Raw genomic sequence first — 26,753 nt, forward strand, 5'->3', positions numbered from 1 at the left:
CCAAGGCATCCCCATTTCGCCCCTTGCGCTCCGCGCCTGGGACTGTGGGGATGATTTGAACACAATGACGAGCAGGAGCCTTCTGACCGAGCATGGAGCACAGCCCCACTCACGACATGTTGATCACGATGGTGACGGCGATTTCCGCCGGCGTGATCCTGATTGCCATCTCGAAGCTGATCCGGACCTCGGCCATCGTTCTGCTCCTGATCGGTGGGATGCTGCTTGGACCGGAATTCCTGGACATCATCAAACCGGAGAGCCTCGGCGATGGCCTGCGAGTAATCGTCTCGCTCGCCGTTGGCCTGATTCTCTTCGAGGGCGGCCTGACACTCGACCTGGAGGGCTATCGCTCGGCCAGCAAGCTGATTCGCCGCCTGCTCAGTCTCGGCATCCTGACGACGCTGCTGGCAACGGCGGTGGCCATCCATCTGACGTTCGATAAGCCATGGAACATAAGCTTCCTGGCCGCGAGTCTGGTCATCGTGACTGGACCCACCGTCATCGCTCCCCTGCTGAAGCGCATCAAGATCAACACGAAGCTGCACAACATCCTCCATTGGGAAGGCGTCTTGATCGATCCGCTCGGCGTGTTCGTCGCGCTGCTGTTCTTCGAGTGGATTATCGGCCAGGGAAGCACCGAGGTGCTCTCGAACTTCATCCTGCGGTTCATCTCCGGTATCGCCATCGGCCTGGCCGGCGGATTTGGCATCTATCAACTGCTTAAGAGCCGCCTGATCCCCGAAGACATGATGAACGTGACGTCCCTGGCTCTGGCCGTCCTGATCTTCGGAATTACCGATACACTCTTCACCGAGGCAGGCCTGCTGGCGGTCACAGTCGCGGGGTTTGTCCTCGGAGTGAAACGGCCGGTCGAGTTGAAGCAGATCCGGCACTTCAAGGCCGAGATCACAGATCTCCTGATCGGCATGCTTTTTATGCTGCTCGCCGCGCGACTCAAGCTCTCGCAGTTTTCCGACTTCGGCTGGCAGGGCGTTCTTCTGGTCGCCATCGTAATGATCGTCGTTCGACCACTGAATATCCTCATCTCCTCGGTCGGGTTGGATTTCAACTGGCGCGAGAAAGCCTTCCTGGGTTGGGTCGCTCCGCGCGGAATTGTCGCCGCATCGATGGCTTCGTACATCACGATCCGGCTGCAGGCCATGGGCCGCTTCGAACAACCGCAATTCATTGAGACATTCACCTACTCCGTGATCACGGCCACGGTCTTGATTCAAGGATTCACCGCCGGTCCATTCGCGTCATTGCTGCAGTTGAAACGCCCGGCACCAACCGGCTGGATGATCATTGGGGCGCATCCTCTCGGGCGGCGAATTGCGCGCTTTATCGAACGTACCGCAAAGTTGCCGGCAGTTCTGATCGATACAAACCCGCGCGCAGTGAACGAGGCGCGCAACGATGGGCTAAACGCGTTGATTCTGGATGCCCGCGAGGCCGAGGTGGAAGACCGCGATGATTTCCAGTCGGTGGGCAACTTGATCGCACTGACCGATAACGAGGAGCTCAACGTCCTGCTATGCCAGCGCTGGGCCGCGGTCGTCGGTCGCGATCATGTTTATCGTTGGACTTCCGGCAAGACGAAGGCCCGCGAAGCCCAGGAGACGCCTGGACGTGCCGTCTGGACAGGCCTGCCGAAGCCTTCGCTTCTGAGTGCCGAATTGCAGCGCGGCGAGGCTTCGATCATTCACTCCCACGGTGACATCATCGATCCGGGCAACCTGACGACTCCTCTTCTCGCAGCTCAGAATAAGCAACTCATAATCGATCCCGGCGCGGCAAAGAAAGACGCCAGTGGGCAAGCTCAGGGCGAGCGCCTGTACCTGCGGCGTGAGGCCGATTACCTGGTCCGCAGCTTGCGGCCGGAATTGGTGACGCGCGTTGAGGCAAAGGACATCGATCACCTCTTCGAGCAAATGATCGAAATCGTGATTCGCCTTTTTCCCAAGGTGCCCAAGGACGAGACACTGAGCGAGTTACAGGAACGCGAGAAGTCCTTCCCAACGGCCCTTGGTCACGGCATCGCGGTGCCGCACGCATACAGCCATGCGCTTGAAAGCCGCGTGTGCGCCGTCGCTCAGATTCCTGGCGGCGTCGACTTCAACGCCCCCGATGGCGAGCCCGTGCGGCTGGCGTTCCTTCTACTCAGCCCGACAGGCGATCCGGAAGGGCACCTGGCCACCATGGCGGAAATTGCGCGCCTCGTTGTCGACAAGCAAACCCGCCAGCGCCTGATGGATGCGGAAGATCCTGCCGATGTCCTGATCATCGTCAATCGCGTGAATACGCTTCTGTCGCAGCCGCCCGGCTCGCGTTCAGGCTCCAGCAGCGAGGTCGCCAAGAAGCGATGAAGATCACCGTTCTGACTTTGTTTCCGCAGTGGTTCGAGGGCCCGTTTGGCGAGAGCATCCTTGCCCGCGCCCAGCAACGCGGCCAGGTGGAACTCGTGGTTCGCAACTTCCGCGACTGGGCCACAGACCGCCACAACACGGTGGACGATGCGCCGTATGGCGGCGGCGGTGGGATGCTGCTGAAAGCCGAGCCGATCTCTGCGGCGCTCGATGAAGTCGCCGGCGCGCCGGGCACGGAAGGACGCGCGTATGTCGTTTACACCTCGCCGCGCGGGAAGACTTATGATCAGGCACGTGCGCGCGAGTTCGCATCCACCGACCAGGACATTGTCATCATTTGCGGCCATTACGAAGGCCTCGACGAGCGCGTCATCGAAACGCGCGTGGACGAGGAGATTTCTCTTGGTGATTTTGTTCTGACTGGAGGAGAGATTCCAGCATTGGCTATCGTCGACTCGATCGTACGGCTGCTTCCCGGTGTGCTGGGGTGCGCGGAAGGTGCCGAGCGCGATTCCTTCTCCGACGGGCTCCTGGAGGCGCCACACTACACGCGCCCGGAGGAATTCGAGGGCCTGCGCGTGCCGGATATTCTTCTCTCCGGACATCATGCCCGCATCGAGGAATGGCGCCGAGAGATGGCAATCGATGTGACTCGGCTGCGCCGCCCGGATTTGTACGAAGCCTGGAAGGATAAGCAGAAGAAAGCGAAAGACTAGCGCGGCGATGAGTTCACGCGCGTGAGCAGATTCAATCCATTCGCCCGAAGCGTCGGCAAGTCTCTCTCCTCGGGTTCATGTTTCGCCTCGGTCACATCGGCCAGGAACTCCTGCACTTGGTCCCGAAGGGCGCCATCCTCGATTGTCGACCCTTGCAATGCCATCGCCAACTGCTCGATCTGCTGCATCTCGATCTGCGCAAGCGCATACTCCCCCACCTGACGCGCATCTTCGGTCCTGTGTGCGGCAGTCATCGCCTGGATTTCCGCAAGCCAACCGGCGTACATTGCCTGCCACTTCGGATCCAGATCGGTGCGGTCAAGCTGCAGTTGGATTTCTCGCGTGTAGCGACCAAGGTCCATCTCCGTCGCTTCGCCAGATGAGGCACTACTGTGAGCTGATTGGTGTGTTTGAAGCCAGTACGTTGCGCCTGCCGCAACGATAACCAACGCCAAGGCAATCATGGCATTTCGCAGCAGTTTGGTGGGCGACCTTTTCTTCGGAGTGGTCAGTTCGAGATAGACTGATTCCAGACGACGGCGAAAATCGGCAATACTCGGCGGACGATCATCTGCCGAGGATGCGAGCATCGCACGAACCAGCCGCCTTAGTGAAGCTGGCGTCTCAGGAGGCAGCGCATCCCAACAATCCTGGGCGACCGCGTCCGTCCCTTCCTTTGCATGGCGCGCGATTCGAGAGAGACTCGCGCCCGAGTTCGGAGGAAGCCCCGTCAACAGATAGAGCGTCAGGCCACCAAGCGCATAAATGTCCGCCCGATGATCGACAGGACGACCTCCGGCCTGCTCCGGTGCCATGAAGGCGGGCGTCCCTGCCGCCGGCATTGCACTGTCTGACTCATCACGCAGGATGGCGATTCCGAAATCCATCAATCGAGCACGTCCATCCGCCTCGATCAAAACGTTTTGTGGCTTGATGTCTCGATGAATGATGCCCTTGGAGTGAGCCAGTTCAAGAGCATCGCAGAGGTCGAAAAGAACTCGGAATGCCTCGGAAATCGAACGCCTCCCGCCACGTCGACGCTTCTCGATGAACGGACCGGTCTTCTTGACGAGTTGATCGAGCGTCTGCCCTTCGACAAGTTCCATCACAAAGAAAAGGCTGCCATCGCTCAATACGCCGGCTTGATACACCTGGACGATGCCCGGATGACGAAGCTGTGCGCAGGTCTGGGCCTCCCGCAGGAAGAGCTTCCGATGAAACTCGTTTCCCGCAACCGCCGGCGGCATTACCTTGATCGCAACATCGCGATTCAGACTCACTTGATGCGCGCGCAGAACAACTCCCATTCCGCCACGACCAAGTACCTCGGCGATCTGGAATTCGTCCGGCATGAACCAGTTATTCTGCATGTTTGGAATGCTGCCGCCCGAGCCCTGCCCCCTTGGGTGCGTGATCGCCTCGGTTGTGTGGCATGCTGTATCGGCAGTGGGTGGCGTGGGTTGCATGTCAGTGCTCCCGCGCGTTGGAGAACGTGCCGGCGCCGATCATGCCTTCCTGCGTCCGGAACATGTCCCCTCCCGAGATCGTCCCATTCGTTGGGTCGTACACCGAGTTCGCCGTATCGTTCTGGAAGTCATTGAGCATGCCACCGAGCGTCGAGTTATTTGCATCGAAGTCCCCGTCAGGTCCCCGGCAGACAAAGAAGTAGGAATGCTCGAAGAGATCGCTGAGTTCCGTGATCCCCATGTCGTAAATAACGTACATGTTAATGTAACCGAACGTGCCAGCGGTCGGATCGTTCAAGTCCCCCTGCTCCTTGCGCCAAAAAACATCATCGGGGAGCGAGGAGAGATAAGCGATGGGAGTCGTCAGGCGACTCATCGTTTCCTGACTGAAGATTGGTGAAGAAGCATCCGGCGGCAGGAGATGATTCGTGTCGCTATGGTAGCTTGCCAGCCCCACTACCAGGGACCGCATATCGGCCTGCGCTCGCGATGTCTTCGAGCGCGTCTGCGCCGTCAGGAAATTCGGAACTGCGATCGCGGCCAGAATAGCAATGATTGCGACAACGATAAGCAACTCGATCAGTGTGAATGCACGGGACCTTCGGGGAATCATATCCGACTCCTCACTCCAAGAAATCTCCACAGGACAACCAGCAGGTACCCGACCCAGAAATTCCTACAACCCCTATCGCTAATGTCCGGCACTTCTTTCCCTGACTTGCTTGGGAATGCCGTCCATTCCTGCTGTTGCAGCGGGTTCTGTGATGTGAGGAGCAAGATGAGGACCCTGAATGGGTCAGTTGCCGGCGCCCATTCCCTGCGCACCGACCGCAGGCGACACAGCGGAGGCCGGGAGGAGATCGTGACGGATCAGGCGGCGGCGGAATTCATCGATGGCAACGATTTCCTGTTCGCCCAATCGGAATCGGATCGCGCGTCCCAAGTAGTTGACCAGATCCTGAACAGGTCGATCAGAGGCATCTGCGGCCTCCTGGGCGATCGTCCATACCTCGCGCTCGCCACGTTGGCGTGCCTCGACGAAGGCCTCGAGATCGGCCGGCGAGAGATCCACGTCCTGCCGGGCCACCCAGGCGGCAAAAACGAAAGGCAGACCGGTCAGATCTTTCCACCCCTGACCAAAATCGAGTGTGTGCTCGAAGCGATCTTCCCAGTCCAACGCCACATCGCCGATCACGACGGCCGCATCGAAACCACTGGCAGCCAAGTCGAATTCACGAGGAAGCGGCTCTGAAGAGGTCTCCAGCACCGGATCGATTTCTAAAAGCTCTTTCGTGAGAATCTGCGCCAAGTGGACTGAAGTCAGCGAGCTACGATCAAGCAAGAGGCTTCGAATCTGGGTCAGCGGCTTCAGAGAGACGATCCGCACACTTCGCACAGGGCCGTCGCAGGCAATCGCACAGCCGGGCACAATCCAGTAGGTCTGAGCTCTGAGGGCTTCGAAGATCGGCAATGTCGCAACGTCGATTTCGCGCGCAGCCATCTGTCCGCCGAGCTCACGCGGCGTTGCCCGAATCCAGTTCTCCTGTGGAAAACGGTCGTCAAGGCCGCGGAGAAGCGGAAGAACATTGAGATATGGGACGATACCGAGTCTGAGGTTGGAGTGGGACATGATGTACGACCTCGTGGGGTCAGTTGCCAAGACATTCATGGCAATTTCTGGGCCCACGTGTCATACAGCGTCAAGAAAATGTGCTTGCGAGGTCACGAAGGAGGCTGATCCGAGCGCTTGGCTGTAACCTTCTGGCGGATTGTCTCTTCGCGGCGAATCTGGGTCAGAATCCATCCCAGACTCTGCTTCTCTTCCTTTCGCGCGCGGGCGAATACCTTTTTTATCAAGTCCAGCGGATACCGCGCGGCGATCAGGCGAAGCTCATCCAGAATGAAAGCATTCATCTTCATGGAGACGGTGTTGAAGTACTCGTCGATCACGGCCTTCAGCTTGGGATCGGGCTTGTCACCGTCCGGAGCCGGAAGATCCTCGGCGGCAAGCGCGTACCGAAACTCCTCCACCGCCAGATTGCGCAGACGGATTTGCTCCTGACGAACCTTCTCCCAGGACTTCGGTGTCGAGAGCGGCGCGATGACCTGAAACAGCCCCGGCTCCTCATCATTGTCTGGAACGAAGGCGCGCAGGACAGCGCACTTGCGGATCTTCTTGAGTGTCTTCCGAAGTTGGTCGGCCGGTATCCCGGTCAACTCTTCCAACTCAAGCAGTGAAATCTCCACAGTCCCGGGGGTGGAGTTCCTCTCGCAATCCAGTTCGACGATCTTGCGGAAAACGAAGTACGCGTGCGGACTCTTGGCCGTCTCGTTCATCTCGCGCGGCAGGCCGCTCCGCTCTATCCACAGTGGAAACTCGCAGCGGCTCTCGGGAAGCACGGCGAAGGTCCTTTCATTCGTGTGTGAGGTTGATCAGTCGCCGGACAACTCGCTCTCGATCATCCGGAAGTGCTTCCGAACAGTCGCCAGGCGGCGCTGAGAGTCATTCAGCTTCTGGTTGGTCTTGTCAAGCCGCTCTGCCAGCGAACACGCCAGCACATAGCACATATCGGGGTGGCGATTGTTGAATTCGCGGAAGTGCTTCTCCTCCACGCGCAGCAAGACAGATCGCCCGGTGGCGCGGATCGTTGCCGTTCGAGGCGCATCCAGCAAGGTCGACATTTCACCAAGCCAGTTTCCGGACTCATTGATGGTCGCGATCTGTCGGCCTGACTTCAGGACTTCCAACTCGCCGTTCAACAGGATGTAAGCGTCACGCGATGTGTCGTCCTCGTAAAACAACACCTCGTTTTTCTCGAGCGTGATCGGTGCGGACTCCAGCGACGTATCTTCGACCAACGTTTTCAGGACAGGATTGTCCTCTGCGTAAGGACCTAGCTCAGTCGGGCTCGGAGCTATTGGCCGCTTCTTCACCGGGCGGGAATCGGAGAGTTCTGCCGTCGTGATCTGTCCGTGCATGATGCCTTCGAGAAGCTCAATCGCTTCACGCGGCGTGGTCGGACGACTCGTCCGTTCCCGCTCGCACAGCCGCCGGATCAGAAACGCCATCCCCGCCGAGACGTCGGGCGCGAAATGGCGCACGTCCGGAACATCGTCGGTGATCTTGCGCGTCAGCAGCAGCGAGGTGTTCATCTCGCTGAATGGGACCTCGTTGCTGACGAGATGGAACAGGGTGATCCCGAGAGAATACAGGTCGCTGCGGATGTCGACATTCAAGTCGCCGCGCGCCTGTTCTGGCGACACGTACACCGGAGTGCCCAACACCGTTCCCAACATTGTGACGCTGCGATCGGACTCTTCCTTCGCGAGGCCGAAGTCCATCAGCTTCGTCACACCGTCCGGATCGATCACGATATTGGAGGGCTTAATGTCCCGGTGAATAATCCCATTTTGGTGGGCAACATGCAGGGCTTCGAGCACCGCACGACTGATTGCAAAAACCTCTTCTTCGGGCAGCCTCCCGATTCGCCTCAGGCGATTGCTCAGGGGTTCGCCCTGAACGTACTCCATAACGAAGTACGGCCGCCCTTCCACGACTCCGTGGCGAAGACCCTCGACGATGTTCGGGTGCCTGAGGCGTTCCAGAGTCCCCGCCTCGCGCTCCCATCGTGCCAGCGCTTCTTTGTGTCGGCAGTAGAAGGCGGCGAGGACCTTGATAGCGACTTCTTTGTCGGTCTCCGTCTCACGGGCCAGGTAGACAGTGCTGCTCGCACCGGCACCAAGCTGGCGCAGCAGGAGCAGCCCTTCGATCGCATCAACCGGGAACGGATGGACGCGCTCGATGTCGCCAGCGATTTGGCGAGTGGCGGTCAGTTCCGTCTCGGTATTTGGGTCCATGAACGCCTGAACCTTCGGGAGGATAAGATGTTCTCCCCGCCAATAGCACGTGGGTCAACTGCTGAATCGAACGGTTGCTACTCGCTGTCGCCGCCTTCTTCCGTCGACGACGACGTATCGAATCGTGGATCGAAAGGCTGGTTTGCCCAGTCATTATTATCCTGGCGGCTGCCTGTATTCGCATTGCGCGACCAGTTGCCCGTCGACATGCGTTCCTGTGCTTCGATGGCCTCGCGCATCATCATCTGCTGGTCCATTGCCTTGTTCATGACATCGTTCAATTGGCGATTTACATCGCCAATGACCGGGCTGTTCTCGGGCAGATCGAACTTCGGCTCATAGCCGCCGATTTCCTCGGCACGGCAATCGTACCAGAAGTCATCCTTGTTGTCCCACTTCCCATCTTCGCCCGCACAGACGACGAATTCATCTCGAATATCGAATTCACGCCCCCAGGCATCCGTCACCGCGGGCATCTCCGCGCCTTCTGCGATCAGGTCGTCGACAGAGCTTGCCCAGACACCATTCCTGGCAATGAACTGCCGATTGAAATCGCCTGCGCGACGCAGCTTCATCACTGTGTCCTGGTAGTTCTTCGATGCCAACAACTCTGCCTGATATTGAGCCTGGAGACCAACCGGTCGATTCGAGTTTTGTTTTGGAGCGGGTGCCTTGGTAAGAACACCGATCACAGTTGTGATCGCCCAAATGAATAAGGCGAGAAGAACCAGGCCACCACTGACCGCCATGAGAAGAATGCGATTCTTTCTCTCCCCTGGCGATTCGTGTTCCTCTTCCAGAACGGCGAGGTACTCAGCTTCCTGCTTTGCCGGTGCTGTCCCAGTCGCATACTGGCCAGACCCCAGAGGCTCAGCAGCGGGCATCGCAGTGAAACCCGTCCCACTTCGTTCCGCGGCCTGTCGTTGCGCTTCGATGGACTGATTCGGACTGTTGGGCTCCGGGGCGGGCTGCTGCTCGACAATCTGGTCGGCCAGCGAATGCGGCGCGGCTTGATAATTCTGACTGAGTGGTGGCAGCTCCTCTGCTCGCTGATAGCCTTCCTGAGGCGCCGGCTCATCGGGGTAATCGTCACTCAGATGAGAGACTTGCTTAATCGTGGAGTCATCGCCGCCAGCGCCGCGTTCGACCGGAACCTCCACGGTGGTCAGTTGATCGTTCGGAACTTCGTCGTTTCCCGCAACGTACTGTGCGTAAATCTCTCCTGCACTCAGGCGCTGCCCATCCACTCCATCTTCCGGATTGAATTGCTCTCCGGAAATAAGCCACGCAGCCAGGGAATCGAGTCGGCCAAAGAGAGCCTCAAGATTGACCGGGCGGTCATCCGGATCCGGCTGCAGCATCTCCTCCACAACCTGGATGACCTCGCCGGGAACAATCTCCTGCAAGGGACTCAGGTCGACGGCTTCCGTTTGAATCTGTTGCAGCAGTTGCGGCGGATCGCTTGCCCAATGGGTCGGGCGGCCTGTCAAAAGGAAGTACAGATTCGCGCCGAGTGAGTAGACGTCGGAGGCCTCATCGCCTTCGCCGCCAAAGGCCACTTCTGGAGCCAGAAATGGAAGGTTGCTGAGGAATGCAGGGTTGGCCGCACCATCTGCCACGCCAAGCAGCAAACCGCCCCAACCGGCATGCATCAACTTCACCTTCTCGATGTCGTTAATCATGATCGACGCGGGAGTGACCAATCGATGCGGCACCTGGTGACTATGCATCACCTTGAGGGCTTCGACACTCTGGGCAATCAAATCGACCGAACGCCCGGGAGTCGGAAGCCCTTCCTCGCGGACGAAATTCCCAAGATGGCGCCCTTTCACATACTCGTAAGAAGCCCAGTGAAATCCTGCATCCGTGCCAAAACGCAGGGGCTGGCAAACGCGGCTGGCAGGCGCTTGGACAAGGGAAGAGAACTCATCCGTAAATCGAGTAAAAGCGCCGGCATTCTGGAGCGCGGACTGCTCGATGACGACCACACAGGCCAACATCTCGGTTTCTTTTTCGAAGGCCTTGTAGGTCGCAACGACACCGTTGAAGCCCAGCCTCTCGGCCAGGTGATAAGGTCCTGCGCTCTGGAGGGAATGAACGATCGTCATAGTCGGGTCACTTCTCTCCGCGTCCTTGATGACTAACGGCTTAGATTACCCCATCGAACCGCCATCGGGCAACTGCCAATCCGCCGAAATCGGGGAAGAGAGGCGCAAACCAACGCGACCGAAGGGAATCGCCCATCGAATGGGCGTCCTGAACCTGCCGTTCCTTTTCTCTACGGTGGGTTTTCGCGGATATTTCCACAAGGCGAAATTCGCCCTCAGTCGCCGAATGGGTGCTCTCGGAGCCAACTGGATGTCTCCTCATCGACTTGCGTCAAACGGAATCCCAGTTCGGCGTGAGCGCGCTCCTCGGGCGTCTCCGGGTGGTAGCGCACCCAGAAAAGCTCGCCTTTGAGCTTCGGCGACTTGTTGCGCCCAGTCTGGCTCAGTTCTATCTTAGCCAGACACGTATCGCGCCCAAGTTCTCGACACTCGCCCTCTCCAATGAGCGGCGTCTTAACCCTCATTCCCGACTCACAGAAGTCCGTGGCGACTCCCTTGATGACCAACGGTGTGAAAGAGTCGTTCGGGCGCAAGAGATAGAGCGTCACCCGTGCGCGGATCGGAATTCTGTCGTACTCCCTCTGGTGCTCCTGCTGCGATTCCATGGACCGCCTTCCCAAGCGTTCATCAGTTTATTACCCCAAGGTTATTGAGTTAGGGCCGACCATGTGCCTGAGGCAAGGCAAAGGTGCCCAATTCAATGGAACGGGGCCCGGCAATTACGCCGGGCCCCGAATTACGGCGATATCTTGTCCGAGAATCAGAAGATCGTCCAGAACTCTTTTCCGACCGCTTCCGCTCCGACTTCGAGGTACGCAGGTCCATTGTAGGTCGATCCTCCACTCAGGTCCACGTCCTCAAGAAAGTAGGCGCGGACGCCTGAGCCATAGATATAAACGTTGGGATCGGTGAAAGAGTAATCTGCGCCGGAGGTCGGACCGCCCTCAGCCGGGATCATGGTTGTGTTGAGCTTCTCTCCGGGGAACCAGGTTCCGCCGACCAACTCACCGGTGTAGACGTTGAAGCCGACATTGGAGACTTCGGCAGCAGTATTCCACTGCAGGAGTGGGCTGACTCCGTTGCCCTTGTTCACGGCTTCGAAGTTCAGGAGATTAACGTAGAGAGGAGATCCAAAGCCGGGGTAGTAGAATCCATGGAACAGACTCAGCGTGGAAGCCGTCGATGGTGTAGAAGCCTCCGGCTGGCCAACGACGCTGCCGAGCGAAAGCGTGCCGCCTGCGGACGAACCGGCCGGTTCGAAGGTGCTGCCGCTGATGGTGATCTGAGCAACGAGCGCCAGTGGAATCATCAGGACAGCAATGATAAGGGCTCGAACGACTGAATTGCGCTTCGTGGAAGTCATGAAATGCATCCTTCACGGACTGGAGCAAATCCAGTAAATTGACACGTGAATCCGATTGGATGCAATTTCTACGCCTCCGCGCATAGAGTCAAGGTGAACCCCGTGAGCGGCGGGTCTGGCAGCCCCTCCGGCCTCAAAGGGGTGTGTCACCGCACACCCCTTTGAGCTTGGCCGGGGTACTCCCCCTCCCCCACCCTATTGGAAACCATCCCGGAAGACATCTCCCGAAGAGACGGTCCCATTCGTCGGATCATAACTGATGTAAGGCCCCAACATCGGATTCGCCACATCCGAGGGACTCCACTGATCTGTATCCGGGCCGTACGAGAGCAAAACGTAACGGGGGTAGTTCGACTGCCCCAGAATCTCTGGAACGCACTGGGGCGGGTTGAAGTACACGAATGGCAGATCGCGAGTATCTGCGAACGGATCTGGCCTCAGGCCCCCAATCACGTACGCCACCGGCGTAGTCAGTACGGCCAGATCGTATCCCGATTCAAAGAAAACGGCCTTATCCTGCTGATGTGCACGCCAGAACTCGGATTCAAAATCGGTCGTGTGAGAGTACCAGCCTGCCCCCCAGGGGTCGTTCACGGGAGCCGTCGTCGAGCTTGTCGCAGCGTCTTCGTCTCGGAATGTCCATGCAGAGCGCATCAGATCAACGACCGGAGGGGTGCTCTGAGGATACGTCCGGTAGTCCGCATAGTAGGCATGGAGTGCCGCTTCGACGACGCTGAGGTCTGCCGTCGTCCGCGACATCTTTGAACGGACCTGCGCCTCGAGGAAGTTCGGAACGCCGATCGCGGCCAGAATCGCAATCACGACGACAACGAAGAGGAGTTCAATGAGTGTGAAGCCTCGACGTCTCATGATTTCTTCTCCAATCGCACGAATCGCACGCTGCCATCCTCCTTGGATTCCAGAACTGCCTCGTAGGCAAACCCGGCGATCAGCGAGTCTTCGCTGCCCAGCACCTCGACCGTGAGAGGAAGCAAATCAGAGTCGGAAGTGGCCTGGTAGTTCACTCGGCATCGGCCAATGGTGAAGTCCTTCGGGGCTCCTGGCGCGACCGCGATCGCTGTAGCAACTGCTCCTTCAGCGGCCGCTCGCGCCTGAAGTCGAACCTCAGTCATTGCCGATGCGCGGTAGGCGTCAAAGGAACGCATCGAGATGATGGCGCACATTGTCCCGAGCAGAATCACGAGTGGGATGAATCCCAGCATGAGCGAACCGCGGTCCTTGCGGGGGCGAATCATCATTTCACTCCTCCGATCCAGTCATTGCCGACTCTCAATGGGATGCGCCGATCCAAACGGACCTCTCGCTCTGCGATCACGATGCTGGACACGACGTGAATCTGTTGCAGGCCATCTTCGCTCGACCGATCCATGGTGAACTCTCTGACATGAGGAAGCAAAGCGGCGCCTGCGGTATCATCTCCAACTGAACGCCGAAGGACACGCGCACCATCGACATAGTACCGTGCGATCCCGGGAAACTCTATCGACTCCGTCCCCACTTTTGCTTTATCCGAATCATGAGCGTCGGCGACAATCTGCGCAGCCAGCGTCGAGAAGCCGGCCTCCTGTTCCATTCGGATATTCGCTCGGACATGCTCTTTCATTGGTTCGGTGATAATTGCCAGAGAACCGGCAGCCATGATCGAAATGATCGCGATCACGATGAGAAGCTCGATGAGCGTCAGGCCTTGATAGCGGTTCCTGATCATGATGCATCTCCCAGTCGAAGGGTTGTCAGGCGAACGGGTTGAACGCCCTCGAGAGTCGCTCGCGTGACGAGGACATCAAGAAGCCATGTCCCATCCGGACGCAGGCGCGTCTCGATCTTGGCGGCAACATCTTGTGGCCATTCTTCCCGCCGCAGTTCCTGCTCTCCTTCAATCAGCTCCTCGGCAGGAACATGACGCAGTCGTTCGATCTCTGCCTGGGCGATCATCACCATATCGCTGCGATCGGCTGCTCTTGAGCACGTGATAGAGCTTTGGCTTAGCGCCGCCATTGTCGTCACCGCCAGTAATCCCCAAAGGGCGACAAACACCATGGTCTCCAGCAGCGTCATGCCGTGGTTGTTTCTCTGTCGATTCATCTTCAGTGTCCTCCTTCAGTGGACTACGCGCGGAAACGAGAACAGCGGGATGTAAAGTCCAACGACAAGAATTCCAACAAACACTGCCACGAGGAAGATCAGAATTGGTTCGAAGAGCGATAGTGCTCGGGAGCTGAGTCGATCGAAGCGATCTTCGCAGTAGCTCGCGATGCCGTCGCAGGACTCCGGCAGGTCTCCTCGCTCCTCCGCTTTCGTAAAGAGATACGCGACCGTGGAAGGGAACTCGTCACCGATTGTGCTGCTGAGTTGATGTCCTCTCTCCCCGGCTGTCGCCATGCGTTCGAGAGAAGTTCGAGTGCTCTTCCTTGTAACGGCCAATGCCGCCGCGCGCAGTGCCGTCGGAGCAGGAATGCTCCTGGTCATCATGACATTCAGATAGCGCATCACGACGGCCGTGTCGCTCAAGACCGTCAGAGAAGTGAACCCCGGCACGCCTGCAACGAGGTCGAAGACACGATCCTGAACGCGCTGAGCAAAGAGCATTGAAACACTGAGGGCGGCAATCAGTCCGACCAGGACGAAGCCGGGAATGCCGGCCAAAACGTTCTCGCACATCAAGACCAGCTTGGTCAGACTTGGCAGTTCCGCCCCCAACTGAGAGTACATCACGTAGAACTTTGGCACAATGTAGTTGGCCAGGAAGATCAGAACCAGAGACATGACGAACACCACAATCATTGGATAGAGCGTCGCCGTCAGCATTGTGGTTCGATACCGCTTCAGACGGCGGGCATGATCGACGGCGAATTGAAGAAGCGTCGGTGCATCCCCAGAGACCTCTGCGCACTGCAGGACAGCGACATAATGGCTGGGGACGGAGAACGATGACTCCTCAAGCGCCTGACTGAGCGGCTTGCCTTGTTCCAAGGCCTCCGCCATCTCCCCTGCCAACTGGCGAAGCCTCGCAGAGTCAAGGGACGAGGAGAGTTGGCGAAGTCCTTCGGGCATCGGAATGTCCGTCCGGGCAAAACTGGCCAGTTCCTGGGCCAATTGATCGAGCTCTTCGTACGAGAGTTTCTTTTCCATATTCCTGGCTCCTATTGGTACGGGACTGCGGTTGGAATGGCAAAAATCGGCAGGTAGAATGAAAGAACAACGATGAGGCAAATGAGACCCATGAGAACGACGCCCATAACCTCGGAAACTCGAGCCGTCCGTGCCAGCGTGTGGTAGGCTCGTCGTTGAACATCGTCTGCCAACTGCCGAATGTTCACGATGTAGTTGCTCATTCCATCCAGCAGGATCAGGCGGTTGCTGAGCCTCTCCGGCAGTACATTGGCTTCGCGGCATGCGAATCCGATCGATGTTCCTGTTTCCACAAGTTGAGCTGCTAGGTGCGAGCGTTTGCTCAATCGCCCTCCGCAGATCGCACCGGCAGTGCGCAAGGCATCCGCTTCACAAACACCGGAATCCAGAGCCAGCGACAAAGACCCCATCCAACGCGATTCGAGTTGGGCCCGCTGTGCAGAACCGATCAGGAATACAAACCGGAGAGCTTTCGACGTTGCCTCCTCGATGCCGAGAATCAGCCCCTCGATCGGTCGCATGATGCTCAGGGAAGCCATGACCGCAAAGGCGACCCAGAGAATGCTCATTGAGATGGCAAGTGTGATAATGATCGGGCCTGAATTCGTGAGCGCAGAGGGAAGCGAATCGTAACCGATCTGCATGGCGGGAATCAGAAGAACCATCCAGGCGGCAAAAATCGGAAACAGCAACAATATGCGTGATAGCATACTGCCATTCATCATCGACCGGATCACAAGGAAGAGTCCGATCACAAGCAGCGGAAATGCCAGAAAGGAAAGCACCTGAAGTGACACTGCCATGAACATGAAAATCGGCTGATGGAATGTGTTGCTGATATCGAGTTGAAAGAAGATGTCATCAAACCTGGGTTTGACTCTCCAATAAAGGAAGCCGATCGGCAGAGACAGAATCATGATGATGTAGAGCGGGTAAACGGCCTGGCCCGAGTAGTGTGAGAGCTCTCGTTCCCGGAGTTGGAAATCCGCCAACGTCTGCATGGCCTTTGGCACAGTCCCCCAGCGCTCTCCGGCGCGCATGATCTCAACTTCCTGTCGGTCGAAATCGAATCCGCAGGAACGCATTGCCTCAGACATCGCCATCCCAGCGCTCACCAATGGATGCAGGCGCATTGCGAAGATCCGAGCGACTCTTTCGGAATCAATGTAGCGCGATCCTAGAGCTGCGTATATCAAGTACGCGATCGGGGCCATCATGAGGAATGCGAGCGCCCCGATGAAGCTCAACGCGCCGTTCCGCGTATCTGCCCCTCGCGGAAAATCTCTGCCCAATGAGCTGCGCGCTTCCTTCACATTTTGGGAACACAGGCAAAGCGCAATTTCCAACGGTACGCCCTGGCGAGTAGACTCAGCGAGTTCGGCAAACAGGACAGCTTTCGCTTCACGACGCGCGGCTTGATTGGCGACAGGCGTGGTGCGCCAGTTGCGAAGGAGCTTCTCGATAATCGGCAGATGCACTTCTTTTCGGAAGACGCTGTGATCGTCCACTTTCATCCTTCAGGACTCCTCTCCGGCAAAAGTAAAATCGAACTCGGCGCGCGAGATCAGGCCGTCACTGACGAGCCTGCGGCCTTCCTGCACGAGATTTCCTCTCTGTTTCTCTGCGACTCTTGCGGCGATAGCTTCCGGAGTTGATCGTGCAAGAACCGCTTCGCGAAGCGACTCGTCCACGATTGCGAGTTCAAAGACTCCCCGACGCCCTCGATAGCCTGTCCCATTGCAATGATCGCAACCGGAGGCAATGTGTGCCCCGGATTGCGGATCGGTCTTCCTGCATTGCGGACAGAGTTCCCTCAACAACCTCTGAGCCAATGCACCCGTCAGTGCCGAGGCGATCAGATACGGCTCTATGCCGATGGAGAGCAAACGCGTGAAGACGCGCGCGACGCGACCTGCATGGATCGTTGACAACACGAGATGCCCCGTCATCCCAGCCTGAATCGCAATGCGTGCCGTTTCCGAATCGCGAATCTCGCCGATCAGAAGAACATTCGGATCCTGTCGGACGGCAGCGCGAAGAGCGCGCTCAAACGAAAGCCCCTGCGCTTCATTGACCTGCACCTGACCTGCGAAACCGAGATCGCACTCCACCGGATCCTCGATGGTCAGGAAGTTCAATCGATCGCCGTCCTGATCGAACAAGTGCTGCATCATCGCATACAACGTCGTTGTCTTACCACTTCCGCTCGGACCGGTCAGGAGGACGGTCCCTTCGCGTCGAAGGAGCAACTGCCTGGTGGCATTCAGAATCTCCTCCGACATTCCAAGCGTTGCAAGTTCGGCTGGTCGACTTCCCTTCTCAGGAAAGCGAACGACAACATTCTCACCGTGGATTGTAGGAAGAAAAGAGATGCGAAGGTGCTGCAGCGAATCCGACTCGATCTGCCACTCGATACGACCATCCTGAGGCTCTTGCCGCACGTAGGCCGGAAGACGGGATAGCACCTTCAGACGCGCGATGAGCATCTGGCACCGATCGCGGCCGATGCGGGCCAGGTCGATCAGTCCCCCGTCTTTGCGTCCGCGCGCAAGAATCCCCCACCGAAATGAGAGAAGATGGAGATCGGAGCAGCCGAGATCGTGGCTCTCCTGGAGAAGCAAATGGACAGTCTCGACACCCCAACTGTCGTTGCAGGGAATCGAGTCGATTCGGGTTTGCAGGCTGCAGGAAGACAATAACATACCGTTACTCCACAAGGCATGAGTGGGGATAAGTGCTTCAAACTGTTTGGCGTCAGTTGCTCAGGCGAGATGCCCTAGAGCGGTGAGGTGATCATTTCTGCGGATTGTCCTCCCCCCCTGCTGAATCTTTCTCCTCCAGAATCCCGCGAATGCGATTGATCTCTTTCTTGGAGAGATTCGCATCCTTCACGAAATAGGAGAGGAAAGAAGTCAGCGATCCATCCAGAACCCGATCGAGGAACGACTTGATTTCCTGGTCGGTGACTTTCTCCCGTGAACAGGCGGCTCGATACAGGTAGGAATTGCCCACCTGCTCGTACTCGACCGCCTCCTTCTTGACGAGACGCGCCAGCAGCGTCTTGACCGTCTTGTACGCCCAGCCGTGGCCCTCGGGCAGAGCGGCGTAGACATCGCGAGCCGCCATCGGCCCCTTCTGCCAGAGGACTTTCATGATTTCCCACTCTGCATTGGACAGAGAGGGGAGATCGGCTGAGTCTCTGAGTTCTTCGGACATGAGCAAAACCTTCGATTCTTGCCGTCAGCTTCGTTTCGTTTTCTTTTGAGTACACCAACACTCTATCGCCTACATTTGTAGGCGAATCAAGCGCAACTTAACCCTTTCCCCACTTTTTTCTTTCTCAGGGCGGAAACCCGCTTGCTTACTCCCACACTTGGAACCACCATGGAAGCAGTGATCCTGACCAATCTTTCGAGGGGGATGGACCCATGCGGAAAGGTCTCTTCGCGACACTGCTCATCGGTCTTATGCTGTGCGCGGCTTGCAGTTCGACTCCGAAAGAATCAATGCCCGTCCAAAAACCTGCGCCGTACGGTGCGGCCGGGGCAGAGATGGGCGGAACCGGCACAATCTCGGGAATGCTGCGCGGCATGGATGGGCACGGCCTGGGCGGCAGAACCGTGTGGATTACGCTTGCCGATTCGGACGATGCGGATCGGTGGAGCGCCAGCCTGACAACGCGACCCGATGGCACCTTTCAGATCAGCGGACTCAAAGCAGGCCGTTACGAGGTCCGAACGGAACTCCTGGCAGAGGAACAGTTGCTTTCTGATCAAGTCGTCCTGCGGTTGAAGGAAGGCGAAACGGAGCATGCATACCTTGATCTGTCCGATCGTATCCACTTGTCCGGAATCGTCCATCTGTCTGGCGAGCCCCCGGCGAAGGATGTCCAGATCGACCTGACACCCGAGGAAGGTGGAGAGGCGCTGATCCTGAAACTGGAGGACGACGGTGCGTTCAGCACGTACATCCGTCCGGGTAAGTACCGCCTTGGCGTCCTCACCGAGTTGTTCGGGCTGCGCGTGTCCGACGAGACGATCGATGTCTTGGAGAAGCCTGCCCGGCAGGCAATCGATGTGGATCTCCCAACGGCCGAGGCAATTGTCTTCATCATCCCGCCAGAGGGTGTCAAATTCACCCAAGGAACGCTTTCCGCGGAGTATCTGACCCACGGAAATGCGCAATCGGCCCGAGTTTTTCTGACAGAGCCGCGGTATCAATTCCCGCAATTGCTGGCCGGAACGTATCAGGCGGGATTCCGTCATGAGGATGGCCTTCAGGGTGTTTCTGCACCGACCGAGGTCGGACCGGGACTCGAGAACCGCATCCGAATTCCGCTGATGGAGCCGCAGGACCATACGTACGAAATCACGGTGAAGCTCCCGGAAGGCCGTCATGAATACAAGTTCTTCGCCTCGCCTGAAATCTGGCACATTGACGACGCAAATCCCCAAACAACAGGCATGGGCGTGTTCACAAACTCCGTTGTCCAGGTGCCCGGAGGGGCCGTGTCAGAGGATGGCAAACGGTCTGCCTGGCCGGTTGTGGATGATCGATCGGGCATGGTTACATTCCGCGTAACAATGCCCTCCCTGCGGGGAGAGGTATACTTGCGTGGCAGCTTCAACGACTGGCGAGTCGATCCGGCGTACCGGATGGCAATCGTTGACTGACAAACCGGAATGACCAGCCAGCGGCCCTATCTGAGTCGCATGGTTGAAACTGGCACGATGCCAGCAGTGGCCGCGGTGAACTTGCGCTTGCACCACTGGGGAAGCCTCGCCAACCATCGCGCGCCTTCCCTGGGGGCCAACGTTCCCAGGCCAGGTTACTGTGCGCCCACCTGCGCTGAATTCCGATAAGAAAGTCGTTCGAGGATGGAAAGACGCTGGATCCTGTTCTTCATCATCTCCTTCATGGTGATTTTCCTCTTCAGCTTGCGCAATGCCCAGAAGATGGCAGAGCGGAAACAAGCGGAAGAAGAGCGCGCTGGCCAAACAGAGTTGGTCACCGACGATCAAACGTCGGACCTGCTCTCGGGTGACGACGCTACATCAGAAACTGTCACGGCTTTAAGTGAGCCGCCAGAAATTCGCCAGGCTCAAGAATCTACAGAGCCGGACGTGACCACCCAGACGGTCGACGCGGCGCCGACGGTTACGGTTCAGACCGGACTGGATCGAATCACATTCTCACGACTCGGGGCCGTCCCCATCAGTTGGCAGATTCTGCCTTCCGAGTATGTAAGCCCGGTTATCGACGAAGATACAGGCACAACCACCGTCATCGAGCTGATTCCGCAAGTTACGAATCGCGAAATTCGCGGCCTGCCCCTTGGTCTCGAAGGCTACACGGCCGATCGCTTCAATAAGGTAGTCTTCGACGCCCACGAACGCACAGCGACCGACGGCACAAAGATTCTCAAGTTCACCTCTCCCCCAATCGATGATGTGCGCGTCGTGAAGACGTACACGTTCCCTCCGGGGGACTATGTCTCTCATTTGACAATCGAAGTCATTAATGGCGCCAGTCGGACGCGCCTTGGCCGCGCGAACGAGGGATGGGGAATCGGTTGGCAGGGTGGCTTCATGCAGCCCGAGTCTCTCAGTCGCCTGACCGGTCAGGTTGCGGCCGCGGCCGCGATTGGCACCGATCTCAAGGTCAAGAAGCTGAAGGATGGCGATGATCCCATCCGCTACGATACGGAAGTTGCCTGGGCTGGAATGGAGCGGAAGTACTTCACTGCGCTTCTGATTCCGGGTCCGGAGAATCCCCCCTCATCCGTCGAGATGATGGTTCGTCAACGCGACATGACATCCGAGTACCTCGCCAAGGGCGTTGCTGCACCGATGTCCGTCATCCTTGGCCATCCGGCTGTGGAACTCCAGCCGGACGAACATGTGAGCCTCGAGTACTCTCTCCTCGTCGGACCAAAAGACTACTACCTCCTGAAATCCTTGGACGTCCCAATGATCGAGGGGGCTCTGCCTGCATCGACGGTCGCTTTTGGGCAGATGCCGATGGGAATGAATTGGATTCGGCCGATCAGCTTGTTCCTGCTGAATGCCCTGCGATTCTTCGAGAATCTCGTTCACAATTGGGGCTGGGCGATCATCGTCCTCGTGCTGATTGTGAAGATCATCCTGTATCCACTGTCACACTGGGCGATCAAGAATCAGGCGCGAACGATGGCCGAGCAGGCGAAGATCAAGCCGCACCTCGATGCGCTGAACAAGAAGTACAAGGACGATCCGTCAAAGCGAAGCCAGGAGATGATGAAGCTCTATCGAGAGCACAACATCAATCCCTTGGGCGCAGTGCGCGGCTGCTTCCCGATGCTGCTGCAAATGCCGATCTTCTTCGGCCTCTATGTGCTGCTCGATCAGGCCGTCGAGCTCCGTGGCCAGTCCTTCCTGTGGATTGCCGACCTCAGCCAGCCCGATCGCCTGGTCAATTTCGGGGGCGCACTTCCGATTCTCGGATGGACATCGCTGAATATTCTGCCGTTCCTGATGGCGGGCACGCAGTTCCTGACCTCGCGATTGATGTCGACCAACATCTCTGACCCGATGCAGCGGAATATGATGGTCATGATGCCCGTGGTGTTCATGATCTTCCTGTACAACCTGCCTTCGGGTCTGATGTTGTACTGGACCGTGCAAAACATCTGGCAAATCGGACACACAGTATTGACGAAGCGGTATGTTGCCATGCACGATACATCTCCGCCGGGAGGAGCGACGCCGGCGGGCGCGGCGACCTGACCAGGGCGCCGGGGGGATCAAGAAAGACCGTACGACTCTGAGGCTGCTCGAGACCGCAGCAGCTTGACACATAGAAGGAACCCACATCATGAGACAAGTCGAAGTGATCGCCCGCTCAGAAGCCGGGGCGCTGGAAAAGGCTTCTGCCAAGCTGGAAGAAACGCTCGAAAACCTGGAGATTATCGAAGAGTACGAACCGGACGAACTGGATCTGGAGCAACTGACCAAGGATGAGGATGGATTGCCCGAGGAGGATCGCCAGGGCGAGCCGGTCCTGTATGTCGTCCGTGCCGGAATCAGCCGCTTCATCGAACGCACCCGCGAAGTCGTGACGGGCATGGTGAATCGCTTCCAGCCTGGCTCGACCTGCGAGGTCTTCGTCGAGGAAGGCTCGATCATCGCGCGAATCGATGCGCCCGAGCCTTCGATCTTCATCGGTCGCGGCGGCGGCACCTTGGATTCGATGCAGCACGTCATCACGCGAATTCTGACGAAGTCCGAAGATGACTTCCCACAGGTCTTCCTGGATGTGGGCGACTATCGCGAAAAGAAGCTGGAACGCCTGGAGGATATCGCCGAGCAAGCCGCTCGCCGTGCCCTCAAGACGCGTCGAAATGTCCGCCTGCGCCCGATGCCATCGCAGGACCGCAAGTTCATCCACAACTACTTGAAGTCCAGGCAGGGGATCTCCACTTCCAGCCACGGGCGCGAGCCGAAGCGCTTCATCGAGATCGAAGTCGCCGGCGGTTCGCGCGATAGTCGTGGCGGCAGAGGCCGCGGCGGTCGCTCTGGCGGTGGACGCGATGGTGGACGTGGTGGCGATCGGCGGCGCGGTGGTGGCGACAGTGGCAACAACCAGCAGCGCCGTGAGCAGCCGGCTCCGCCCAGCGAAATGCGCCAGCCCGCTCCTCCGTCCAACTACGAGGATGTTGCAATCGAAGAGCGTTCGTCCAGGCTGCCCGCCTACAAGGAAGCGCCAGTGGACAAGACCGCCTTCGATCCCGACCGCCCGTTGGTAGACGAAATCGAGTAATCAAGAACAGCACGAGCGCTCATTGCAGCGACTCGTGTCTATCGGATATTGCAGCTCTAACCTGCCGCAAAGCAGGGGTTGTTCGTCATTGGGTACAGGTTGCGGCATACCCGGACTGGGTTTTGCTTCCTACCCTTGAAGGGGCGGAATGTATCCGCGCCTGACCCGACTGCCATTCCGCTTCAAAGGACATCCACCATGCACGGCAAGATCTACGGCAACATCACCGAGACGATCGGCAATACGCCACTGGTTTATCTGAATCGAGTGACGGAGAATTGCGCTGGGCGGGTGGCACTGAAGCTGGAGTTTTTCAATCCCCTGTCGTCGGTAAAGGACCGCATCGGATTGGCGATGATCGATGCTGCCGAGCGTGATGGTCGGCTGAAACCGGGCATGACCGTGATCGAGCCGACGTCCGGCAATACGGGAATTGCCTTGGCGTTTGTCTGCGCGGCGAAGGGCTACAACCTGATCCTGACAATGCCCGAGAGCATGAGCATGGAGCGTCGTCTGCTGCTCCGGACCCTCGGAGCGGAGGTCGTCCTCACTCCGGCGTCCGAGGGAATGCCAGGGGCGATTCACAAAGCCGAAGAGTTGGTATCCGAATACGATTCCAAGGGTGGCGCGTTCGTTCCCCAGCAGTTCAGCAATCCCGCGAATCCCGAGATCCACCGCCAGACAACGGCGGAAGAAATCTGGACCGACACGCAGGGAAAACTCGACTACTTCGTGGCAGGCGTCGGCACCGGCGGCACGATCACCGGTGTTGGTTCTGTTCTGAAGCAAAAGAATCCAGAAGTGCGAATTGTCGCCGTGGAACCCACGGACTCGCCGGTCATCTCCGGCGGCCAGCCTGGCCCCCACAAGATTCAGGGAATTGGGGCTGGATTCATTCCGCAGAATCTGGAAACCGACATCCTTTCCGAGGTCATCCAAGTCGCGAATGAGGATGCGTTCGAGATGGCTCGGCGCCTGGCGCGCGAAGAGGGAATCCCCGCCGGTATTTCCACCGGTGCCAACGTGACCGCTGCGATCAAGCTCGCAATGCGTGAAGAGAATAAAGACAAGCTGATCGTCACAATGGCGTGCTCGGCGACCGAACGTTACCTGTCGACGCCGCTGGCCGATGAAGCCCGCAAGGCCGAACGCGATTCCGTCGAGCAGGCGTAATGCATCGAACGTTTCGATTGCCGCTCCCTCCCCCACCCGGGGAATGATCGCGCTATGGGATCTTCCACGATTCGATTGACGTCATTGAATGCAGGCATGCCGCGTGCCCTGACGGCCGCGGATGGCTCCACGTACACAAGCGGCATCGACAAGAAACCACTCTCCGAGCCTGTCCAGATCACGGCGGAAGGAATCGTGGGGGACGGCTCCGCCTATCATGGTCACGCCGGCCCGAACATGCGCGTGAACGTGTTTGCCGAGGAGAAGTACGAAGTTCTCGAGCGCCTTGCCGGATGCACGCTTCCGCGGCCGGCGTTTGGCGAGAACTTCACCTTGGCAGGATTGCCGGACAACGAAGCGCGCATCGGTGATATCCTGCGCGCCGGCAGTGCCGTTTTGCAGGTCAGTCAGCCTCGCGGTCCGTGCGGGACACTGATTCGTTTTCTCGGGATTCCGAAGATCGTTTGCCAGATGTCCGACAACAACGCAACGGGTTACTATCTGCGGGTTCTTGAGCCGGGAGAAGTAGGACCCGGTGAGGAATTGGAACTCGTCGACCGCGGCGATCAGGAATGGACAATCGAACGATTGAACACACTGATTCATCGCGAACCTGGGAACCACACCGTTGTCGAAGCCGCCCTGACTTTACCGCTGTTGTCCGAAGATTGGAAGAAGGGGTTGCGGGAACGTGCTGAGAAAGCGCGAGCGAAGAACTAAGAGGATTGGGATATGCCGACATTCTTTCTCCTATGCCGCGATGCGAAGGATTCGCGCGAGAAGCGCCCCCACGTTCGACCCGCGCATCTGGAATACTGGAAGCCGCTCGATGAAGCAGGGCGAATCGTTCTTGCGGGACCGTTGACGGATTTCGCGGGCTCGATGTTCGTGCTCGAAGCCGAATCTGCCGAGGAGATCGAACGCCTCGCCAACGGGGATCCGTACTTCCGCGAGGGCGTCTTTGAATCGATGGAGATTCACCCGTTCAAATGCGTCCTGCCAGCCGAGCAATACGGGCAGGGATGATGGAAGGAACGCTTGACCATCCCGGCGCATTCGCGCAAATGGATGTGTTGCTGTTCAAGACACTTTTGGAGCGAGATCGTCCATGAGTTTCTCCTCAGAAGAAGAAACCGCTGTATCGCGCGAGCACCAGGAAGCCCCGCGGGCGCATGCTGTACGCACATTCATGTTCGCACTCTCGACCGAGTCAGGGCCGCGGCTTCTGGCATTTCGGATCAGCAATCTCCTGATCGGTCGCCTGCCGGACAACCATCTCGCGCTCAATCACGGGAGTGTCTCGCGCCGTCATGCTCGAGTGTCCGTTCGTCCGACCGGTGTGATGATCGAAGATATGGGCAGCCAGAACGGCACGACTGTGAATGGTGTGCCTTTGACCCAGGCAGAGAACATTCGTCCCGGCGATGTGTTGCGTATCGGGCACGTGCCTCTCTTCTATTTCGGATTCGTCTCGCCGGACGATCCGCCGGAGATGGAATTGATCGACAACGCAATCAGCGTGAACCCATCGCTGCCACCTCTGTGATGATGATGCAGGGCGAAACCTCCGCGATCTCCTGACCGCTCATGAAGAATCGAATCCTATTCGTCACGAGTTCCTCCGACATCGGAGGAACCGAGCGCCAATTGCTGCACTTGCTTGCGGGGTTGGATAGGAATTCTTGGGAGCCCGCTGTGTATTCGCTTGTCGGCGATGGCGAGTTGCTGCGACGCGCGGAATCTCTTGAAGTGCGTGCAGAACAGGCACCTCAGGGATTGCGAAACGCGCGTCATCATTTCGCGCATATTGTTCGAGAGTTTGAGCCCAAGATCAGCCACATCTTCGGACTGCGCGCGGATCTTCTCGCTCGGCGAAAGTGCAAGAGTGCGGGAGCAACCGTCATCTCCGGAATCCGCAATACGGATCCGTGGCGCCGTTGGTGGCACGTATGGTTGGATCGAGTATCGAGCTTCTCCGTCGATCTGTTTGTCAGCAATTCTCAGGCAGGACGACAAAGCCGTATTCAACGCGAAGGCTTCTCCCCCAGTCGTATTGTTGTCATTCCCAATGGCATCGAATTGCCCGAGACAACAGCGAACCCATCAGGCGATGGCATTCGTATCGGACTCGTTGGGAACTACCGCCATCGCAAAGGACACGACCTGGCGCTCAAGGCACTGGCGCGCATTCTCCCTGATTATCCCGACGCGCGGCTGGTCTTTGCGGGAGTGGATTTCATGGACGGCGAGTTGCAAAAGCAAATCGCATCCCTCAACCTGGACGATCACGTGGAAGATCTCGGGTTCCAGGAGGATGTCGCGAGCCTACTGCAGTCACTTGATCTCTACATTCAGCCAAGTCGTTACGAAGGCACACCGAACACGTTGATGGAGGCGATGGCGACGGGACTGCCCTGCATCGCGTCCGAGGTCGGCGGCGTGCCGGAAGTCCTTCGGGATGAACAGGACGGCATCCTGATTCCGCCGGAAGACGAGGGCGCCCTGGCCGCTGCGATGAAACAACTCATGGCCGATGAAACACGCCGCAAAGAACTTGGGAGCAGCGCCCGCAAACGCATTGAAGAGGCCTTTTCAATGGAGGCCCTGGTCGCGCGTCACGATTGGTTGTATAAGGAACTACTGAAGGGGGGATTCCGGCCGGAGTTGCGGACGGAACTGGAGGGACAAACAACGAAGAGGGAAGCGCGCGACGGGTCGTGATTCCGACCCGCCGCGCGCGGGTTCGTCGT

General features: G+C 58.1%; 26 protein-coding genes. 10 read left to right on the forward strand and 16 right to left on the reverse strand.

Going from position 1 to position 26,753, the window contains the following annotated elements:
- The first annotated feature begins 92 nt into the window (after positions 1-92).
- Together KQI84_18880 and trmD are read left to right on the forward strand one after the other, a co-directional pair.
- Entirely contained in the window at positions 93-2,369 is a 2,277-nt protein-coding gene (locus KQI84_18880; GenBank protein ID MCB2156947.1) for a cation:proton antiporter, read from the forward strand.
- Entirely contained in the window at positions 2,366-3,085 is a 720-nt protein-coding gene (gene trmD, locus KQI84_18885) for a tRNA (guanosine(37)-N1)-methyltransferase TrmD (GenBank protein ID MCB2156948.1), read from the forward strand. The genes KQI84_18880 and trmD overlap by 4 nt, the downstream gene beginning before the upstream one ends.
- On the opposite strand, the gene KQI84_18890 is transcribed toward trmD, so the two are convergent.
- From KQI84_18890 to KQI84_18965, 16 genes are all read right to left on the reverse strand, one after another.
- The gene (locus tag KQI84_18890) at positions 3,082-4,551 is read right to left on the reverse strand and encodes a serine/threonine protein kinase (protein MCB2156949.1); all 1,470 of its coding nucleotides are present in this window, start codon (positions 4,549-4,551) and stop codon (positions 3,082-3,084) included. The genes trmD and KQI84_18890 overlap by 4 nt on opposite strands.
- Before the next feature lies 1 nt (position 4,552).
- The gene (locus tag KQI84_18895) at positions 4,553-5,164 is read right to left on the reverse strand and encodes a prepilin-type N-terminal cleavage/methylation domain-containing protein (GenBank protein ID MCB2156950.1); all 612 of its coding nucleotides are present in this window, start codon (positions 5,162-5,164) and stop codon (positions 4,553-4,555) included.
- Positions 5,165-5,347: 183 nt separating this feature from the next.
- Positions 5,348-6,181, reverse strand: a complete 834-nt coding sequence (locus KQI84_18900) for a menaquinone biosynthesis protein (GenBank protein MCB2156951.1) — start codon at positions 6,179-6,181, stop codon at positions 5,348-5,350.
- A 92-nt stretch (positions 6,182-6,273) separates the two neighbouring features.
- Complete coding sequence (locus KQI84_18905) at positions 6,274-6,951, reverse strand: hypothetical protein (GenBank protein ID MCB2156952.1); 678 nt, start codon at positions 6,949-6,951, stop codon at positions 6,274-6,276.
- A 33-nt stretch (positions 6,952-6,984) separates the two neighbouring features.
- Positions 6,985-8,409, reverse strand: a complete 1,425-nt coding sequence (locus tag KQI84_18910; GenBank protein MCB2156953.1) for a protein kinase — start codon at positions 8,407-8,409, stop codon at positions 6,985-6,987.
- A 77-nt stretch (positions 8,410-8,486) separates the two neighbouring features.
- On the reverse strand, positions 8,487-10,517 hold the full coding sequence (locus KQI84_18915) for a protein kinase (protein MCB2156954.1): 2,031 nt from the start codon (positions 10,515-10,517) through the stop codon (positions 8,487-8,489).
- A 215-nt stretch (positions 10,518-10,732) separates the two neighbouring features.
- Positions 10,733-11,122 carry a hypothetical protein gene (locus KQI84_18920; protein ID MCB2156955.1) on the reverse strand — a complete coding sequence of 130 codons (390 nt, stop codon included), beginning with the start codon at positions 11,120-11,122 and terminating at the stop codon, positions 10,733-10,735.
- Between the two features lie 155 nt (positions 11,123-11,277).
- Positions 11,278-11,880: a hypothetical protein gene (locus tag KQI84_18925; GenBank protein MCB2156956.1), complete on the reverse strand. Its 603-nt coding sequence runs from the start codon at positions 11,878-11,880 to the stop codon at positions 11,278-11,280.
- Between the two features lie 195 nt (positions 11,881-12,075).
- Entirely contained in the window at positions 12,076-12,750 is a 675-nt protein-coding gene (locus KQI84_18930; GenBank protein ID MCB2156957.1) for a type II secretion system GspH family protein, read from the reverse strand.
- Positions 12,747-13,139, reverse strand: coding sequence for a hypothetical protein (locus KQI84_18935; GenBank protein ID MCB2156958.1), 393 nt, complete (start codon positions 13,137-13,139; stop codon positions 12,747-12,749). Before KQI84_18935 ends, KQI84_18930 begins: the two co-directional genes overlap by 4 nt.
- Positions 13,136-13,609: a prepilin-type N-terminal cleavage/methylation domain-containing protein gene (locus tag KQI84_18940; GenBank protein MCB2156959.1), complete on the reverse strand. Its 474-nt coding sequence runs from the start codon at positions 13,607-13,609 to the stop codon at positions 13,136-13,138. Before KQI84_18940 ends, KQI84_18935 begins: the two co-directional genes overlap by 4 nt.
- On the reverse strand, positions 13,606-13,986 hold the full coding sequence (locus KQI84_18945) for a hypothetical protein (GenBank protein MCB2156960.1): 381 nt from the start codon (positions 13,984-13,986) through the stop codon (positions 13,606-13,608). Before KQI84_18945 ends, KQI84_18940 begins: the two co-directional genes overlap by 4 nt.
- A gap of 15 nt (positions 13,987-14,001) precedes the next feature.
- Complete coding sequence (locus KQI84_18950; protein ID MCB2156961.1) at positions 14,002-15,033, reverse strand: type II secretion system F family protein; 1,032 nt, start codon at positions 15,031-15,033, stop codon at positions 14,002-14,004.
- Positions 15,034-15,044: 11 nt separating this feature from the next.
- Complete coding sequence (locus KQI84_18955) at positions 15,045-16,547, reverse strand: type II secretion system F family protein (GenBank protein ID MCB2156962.1); 1,503 nt, start codon at positions 16,545-16,547, stop codon at positions 15,045-15,047.
- A 3-nt stretch (positions 16,548-16,550) separates the two neighbouring features.
- A complete protein-coding gene (locus tag KQI84_18960) occupies positions 16,551-17,735 on the reverse strand; it encodes a GspE/PulE family protein (GenBank protein ID MCB2156963.1) in 1,185 nt (394 codons plus the stop codon).
- Positions 17,736-17,826: 91 nt separating this feature from the next.
- Complete coding sequence (locus tag KQI84_18965; protein MCB2156964.1) at positions 17,827-18,249, reverse strand: BlaI/MecI/CopY family transcriptional regulator; 423 nt, start codon at positions 18,247-18,249, stop codon at positions 17,827-17,829.
- 290 nt (positions 18,250-18,539) lie between these two features.
- On the opposite strand from KQI84_18965, the gene KQI84_18970 reads away from it, so the two are divergent.
- The 8 genes from KQI84_18970 (at position 18,540) to KQI84_19005 (ending at position 26,724) form a co-directional block, all read left to right on the forward strand.
- Complete coding sequence (locus KQI84_18970) at positions 18,540-19,706, forward strand: hypothetical protein (GenBank protein MCB2156965.1); 1,167 nt, start codon at positions 18,540-18,542, stop codon at positions 19,704-19,706.
- A 204-nt stretch (positions 19,707-19,910) separates the two neighbouring features.
- Positions 19,911-21,797: a membrane protein insertase YidC gene (gene yidC, locus KQI84_18975; protein MCB2156966.1), complete on the forward strand. Its 1,887-nt coding sequence runs from the start codon at positions 19,911-19,913 to the stop codon at positions 21,795-21,797.
- An 88-nt stretch (positions 21,798-21,885) separates the two neighbouring features.
- On the forward strand, positions 21,886-22,830 hold the full coding sequence (locus KQI84_18980; protein MCB2156967.1) for a hypothetical protein: 945 nt from the start codon (positions 21,886-21,888) through the stop codon (positions 22,828-22,830).
- A gap of 198 nt (positions 22,831-23,028) precedes the next feature.
- A complete protein-coding gene (cysK, locus tag KQI84_18985) occupies positions 23,029-24,003 on the forward strand; it encodes a cysteine synthase A (GenBank protein ID MCB2156968.1) in 975 nt (324 codons plus the stop codon).
- Between the two features lie 54 nt (positions 24,004-24,057).
- On the forward strand, positions 24,058-24,723 hold the full coding sequence (locus KQI84_18990; protein ID MCB2156969.1) for an MOSC domain-containing protein: 666 nt from the start codon (positions 24,058-24,060) through the stop codon (positions 24,721-24,723).
- Between the two features lie 12 nt (positions 24,724-24,735).
- Positions 24,736-25,029: a hypothetical protein gene (locus KQI84_18995; GenBank protein MCB2156970.1), complete on the forward strand. Its 294-nt coding sequence runs from the start codon at positions 24,736-24,738 to the stop codon at positions 25,027-25,029.
- Positions 25,030-25,111: 82 nt separating this feature from the next.
- The gene (locus KQI84_19000; protein MCB2156971.1) at positions 25,112-25,549 is read left to right on the forward strand and encodes an FHA domain-containing protein; all 438 of its coding nucleotides are present in this window, start codon (positions 25,112-25,114) and stop codon (positions 25,547-25,549) included.
- A 41-nt stretch (positions 25,550-25,590) separates the two neighbouring features.
- On the forward strand, positions 25,591-26,724 hold the full coding sequence (locus KQI84_19005) for a glycosyltransferase (GenBank protein ID MCB2156972.1): 1,134 nt from the start codon (positions 25,591-25,593) through the stop codon (positions 26,722-26,724).
- Positions 26,725-26,753 lie beyond the last annotated feature (29 nt).

The organism is bacterium, from assembly GCA_020444065.1.
GTDB lineage: Bacteria > Sumerlaeota > Sumerlaeia > SLMS01 > JAHLLQ01 > JAHLLQ01.

Bases quoted from the DNA above. Each gene is read 5' to 3' on its own strand.
- KQI84_18880 (MCB2156947.1), top strand. From the start codon at position 93: ATGGAGCACAGCCCCACTCACGACATGTTGATCACGATGGTGACGGCG.
- trmD (MCB2156948.1), top strand. From the start codon at position 2,366: ATGAAGATCACCGTTCTGACTTTGTTTCCGCAGTGGTTCGAGGGCCCG.
- KQI84_18890 (MCB2156949.1), bottom strand. From the start codon at position 4,551: ATGCAACCCACGCCACCCACTGCCGATACAGCATGCCACACAACCGAG.
- KQI84_18895 (MCB2156950.1), bottom strand. From the start codon at position 5,164: ATGATTCCCCGAAGGTCCCGTGCATTCACACTGATCGAGTTGCTTATC.
- KQI84_18900 (MCB2156951.1), bottom strand. From the start codon at position 6,181: ATGTCCCACTCCAACCTCAGACTCGGTATCGTCCCATATCTCAATGTT.
- KQI84_18910 (MCB2156953.1), bottom strand. From the start codon at position 8,409: ATGGACCCAAATACCGAGACGGAACTGACCGCCACTCGCCAAATCGCT.
- KQI84_18915 (MCB2156954.1), bottom strand. From the start codon at position 10,517: ATGACGATCGTTCATTCCCTCCAGAGCGCAGGACCTTATCACCTGGCC.
- KQI84_18920 (MCB2156955.1), bottom strand. From the start codon at position 11,122: ATGGAATCGCAGCAGGAGCACCAGAGGGAGTACGACAGAATTCCGATC.
- KQI84_18925 (MCB2156956.1), bottom strand. From the start codon at position 11,880: ATGACTTCCACGAAGCGCAATTCAGTCGTTCGAGCCCTTATCATTGCT.
- KQI84_18930 (MCB2156957.1), bottom strand. From the start codon at position 12,750: ATGAGACGTCGAGGCTTCACACTCATTGAACTCCTCTTCGTTGTCGTC.
- KQI84_18935 (MCB2156958.1), bottom strand. From the start codon at position 13,139: ATGATGATTCGCCCCCGCAAGGACCGCGGTTCGCTCATGCTGGGATTC.
- KQI84_18940 (MCB2156959.1), bottom strand. From the start codon at position 13,609: ATGATCAGGAACCGCTATCAAGGCCTGACGCTCATCGAGCTTCTCATC.
- KQI84_18945 (MCB2156960.1), bottom strand. From the start codon at position 13,986: ATGAATCGACAGAGAAACAACCACGGCATGACGCTGCTGGAGACCATG.
- KQI84_18950 (MCB2156961.1), bottom strand. From the start codon at position 15,033: ATGGAAAAGAAACTCTCGTACGAAGAGCTCGATCAATTGGCCCAGGAA.
- KQI84_18955 (MCB2156962.1), bottom strand. From the start codon at position 16,547: ATGAAAGTGGACGATCACAGCGTCTTCCGAAAAGAAGTGCATCTGCCG.
- KQI84_18960 (MCB2156963.1), bottom strand. From the start codon at position 17,735: ATGTTATTGTCTTCCTGCAGCCTGCAAACCCGAATCGACTCGATTCCC.
- KQI84_18965 (MCB2156964.1), bottom strand. From the start codon at position 18,249: ATGTCCGAAGAACTCAGAGACTCAGCCGATCTCCCCTCTCTGTCCAAT.
- KQI84_18970 (MCB2156965.1), top strand. From the start codon at position 18,540: ATGCCCGTCCAAAAACCTGCGCCGTACGGTGCGGCCGGGGCAGAGATG.
- yidC (MCB2156966.1), top strand. From the start codon at position 19,911: ATGGAAAGACGCTGGATCCTGTTCTTCATCATCTCCTTCATGGTGATT.
- KQI84_18980 (MCB2156967.1), top strand. From the start codon at position 21,886: ATGAGACAAGTCGAAGTGATCGCCCGCTCAGAAGCCGGGGCGCTGGAA.
- cysK (MCB2156968.1), top strand. From the start codon at position 23,029: ATGCACGGCAAGATCTACGGCAACATCACCGAGACGATCGGCAATACG.
- KQI84_18990 (MCB2156969.1), top strand. From the start codon at position 24,058: ATGGGATCTTCCACGATTCGATTGACGTCATTGAATGCAGGCATGCCG.
- KQI84_18995 (MCB2156970.1), top strand. From the start codon at position 24,736: ATGCCGACATTCTTTCTCCTATGCCGCGATGCGAAGGATTCGCGCGAG.
- KQI84_19000 (MCB2156971.1), top strand. From the start codon at position 25,112: ATGAGTTTCTCCTCAGAAGAAGAAACCGCTGTATCGCGCGAGCACCAG.
- KQI84_19005 (MCB2156972.1), top strand. From the start codon at position 25,591: ATGAAGAATCGAATCCTATTCGTCACGAGTTCCTCCGACATCGGAGGA.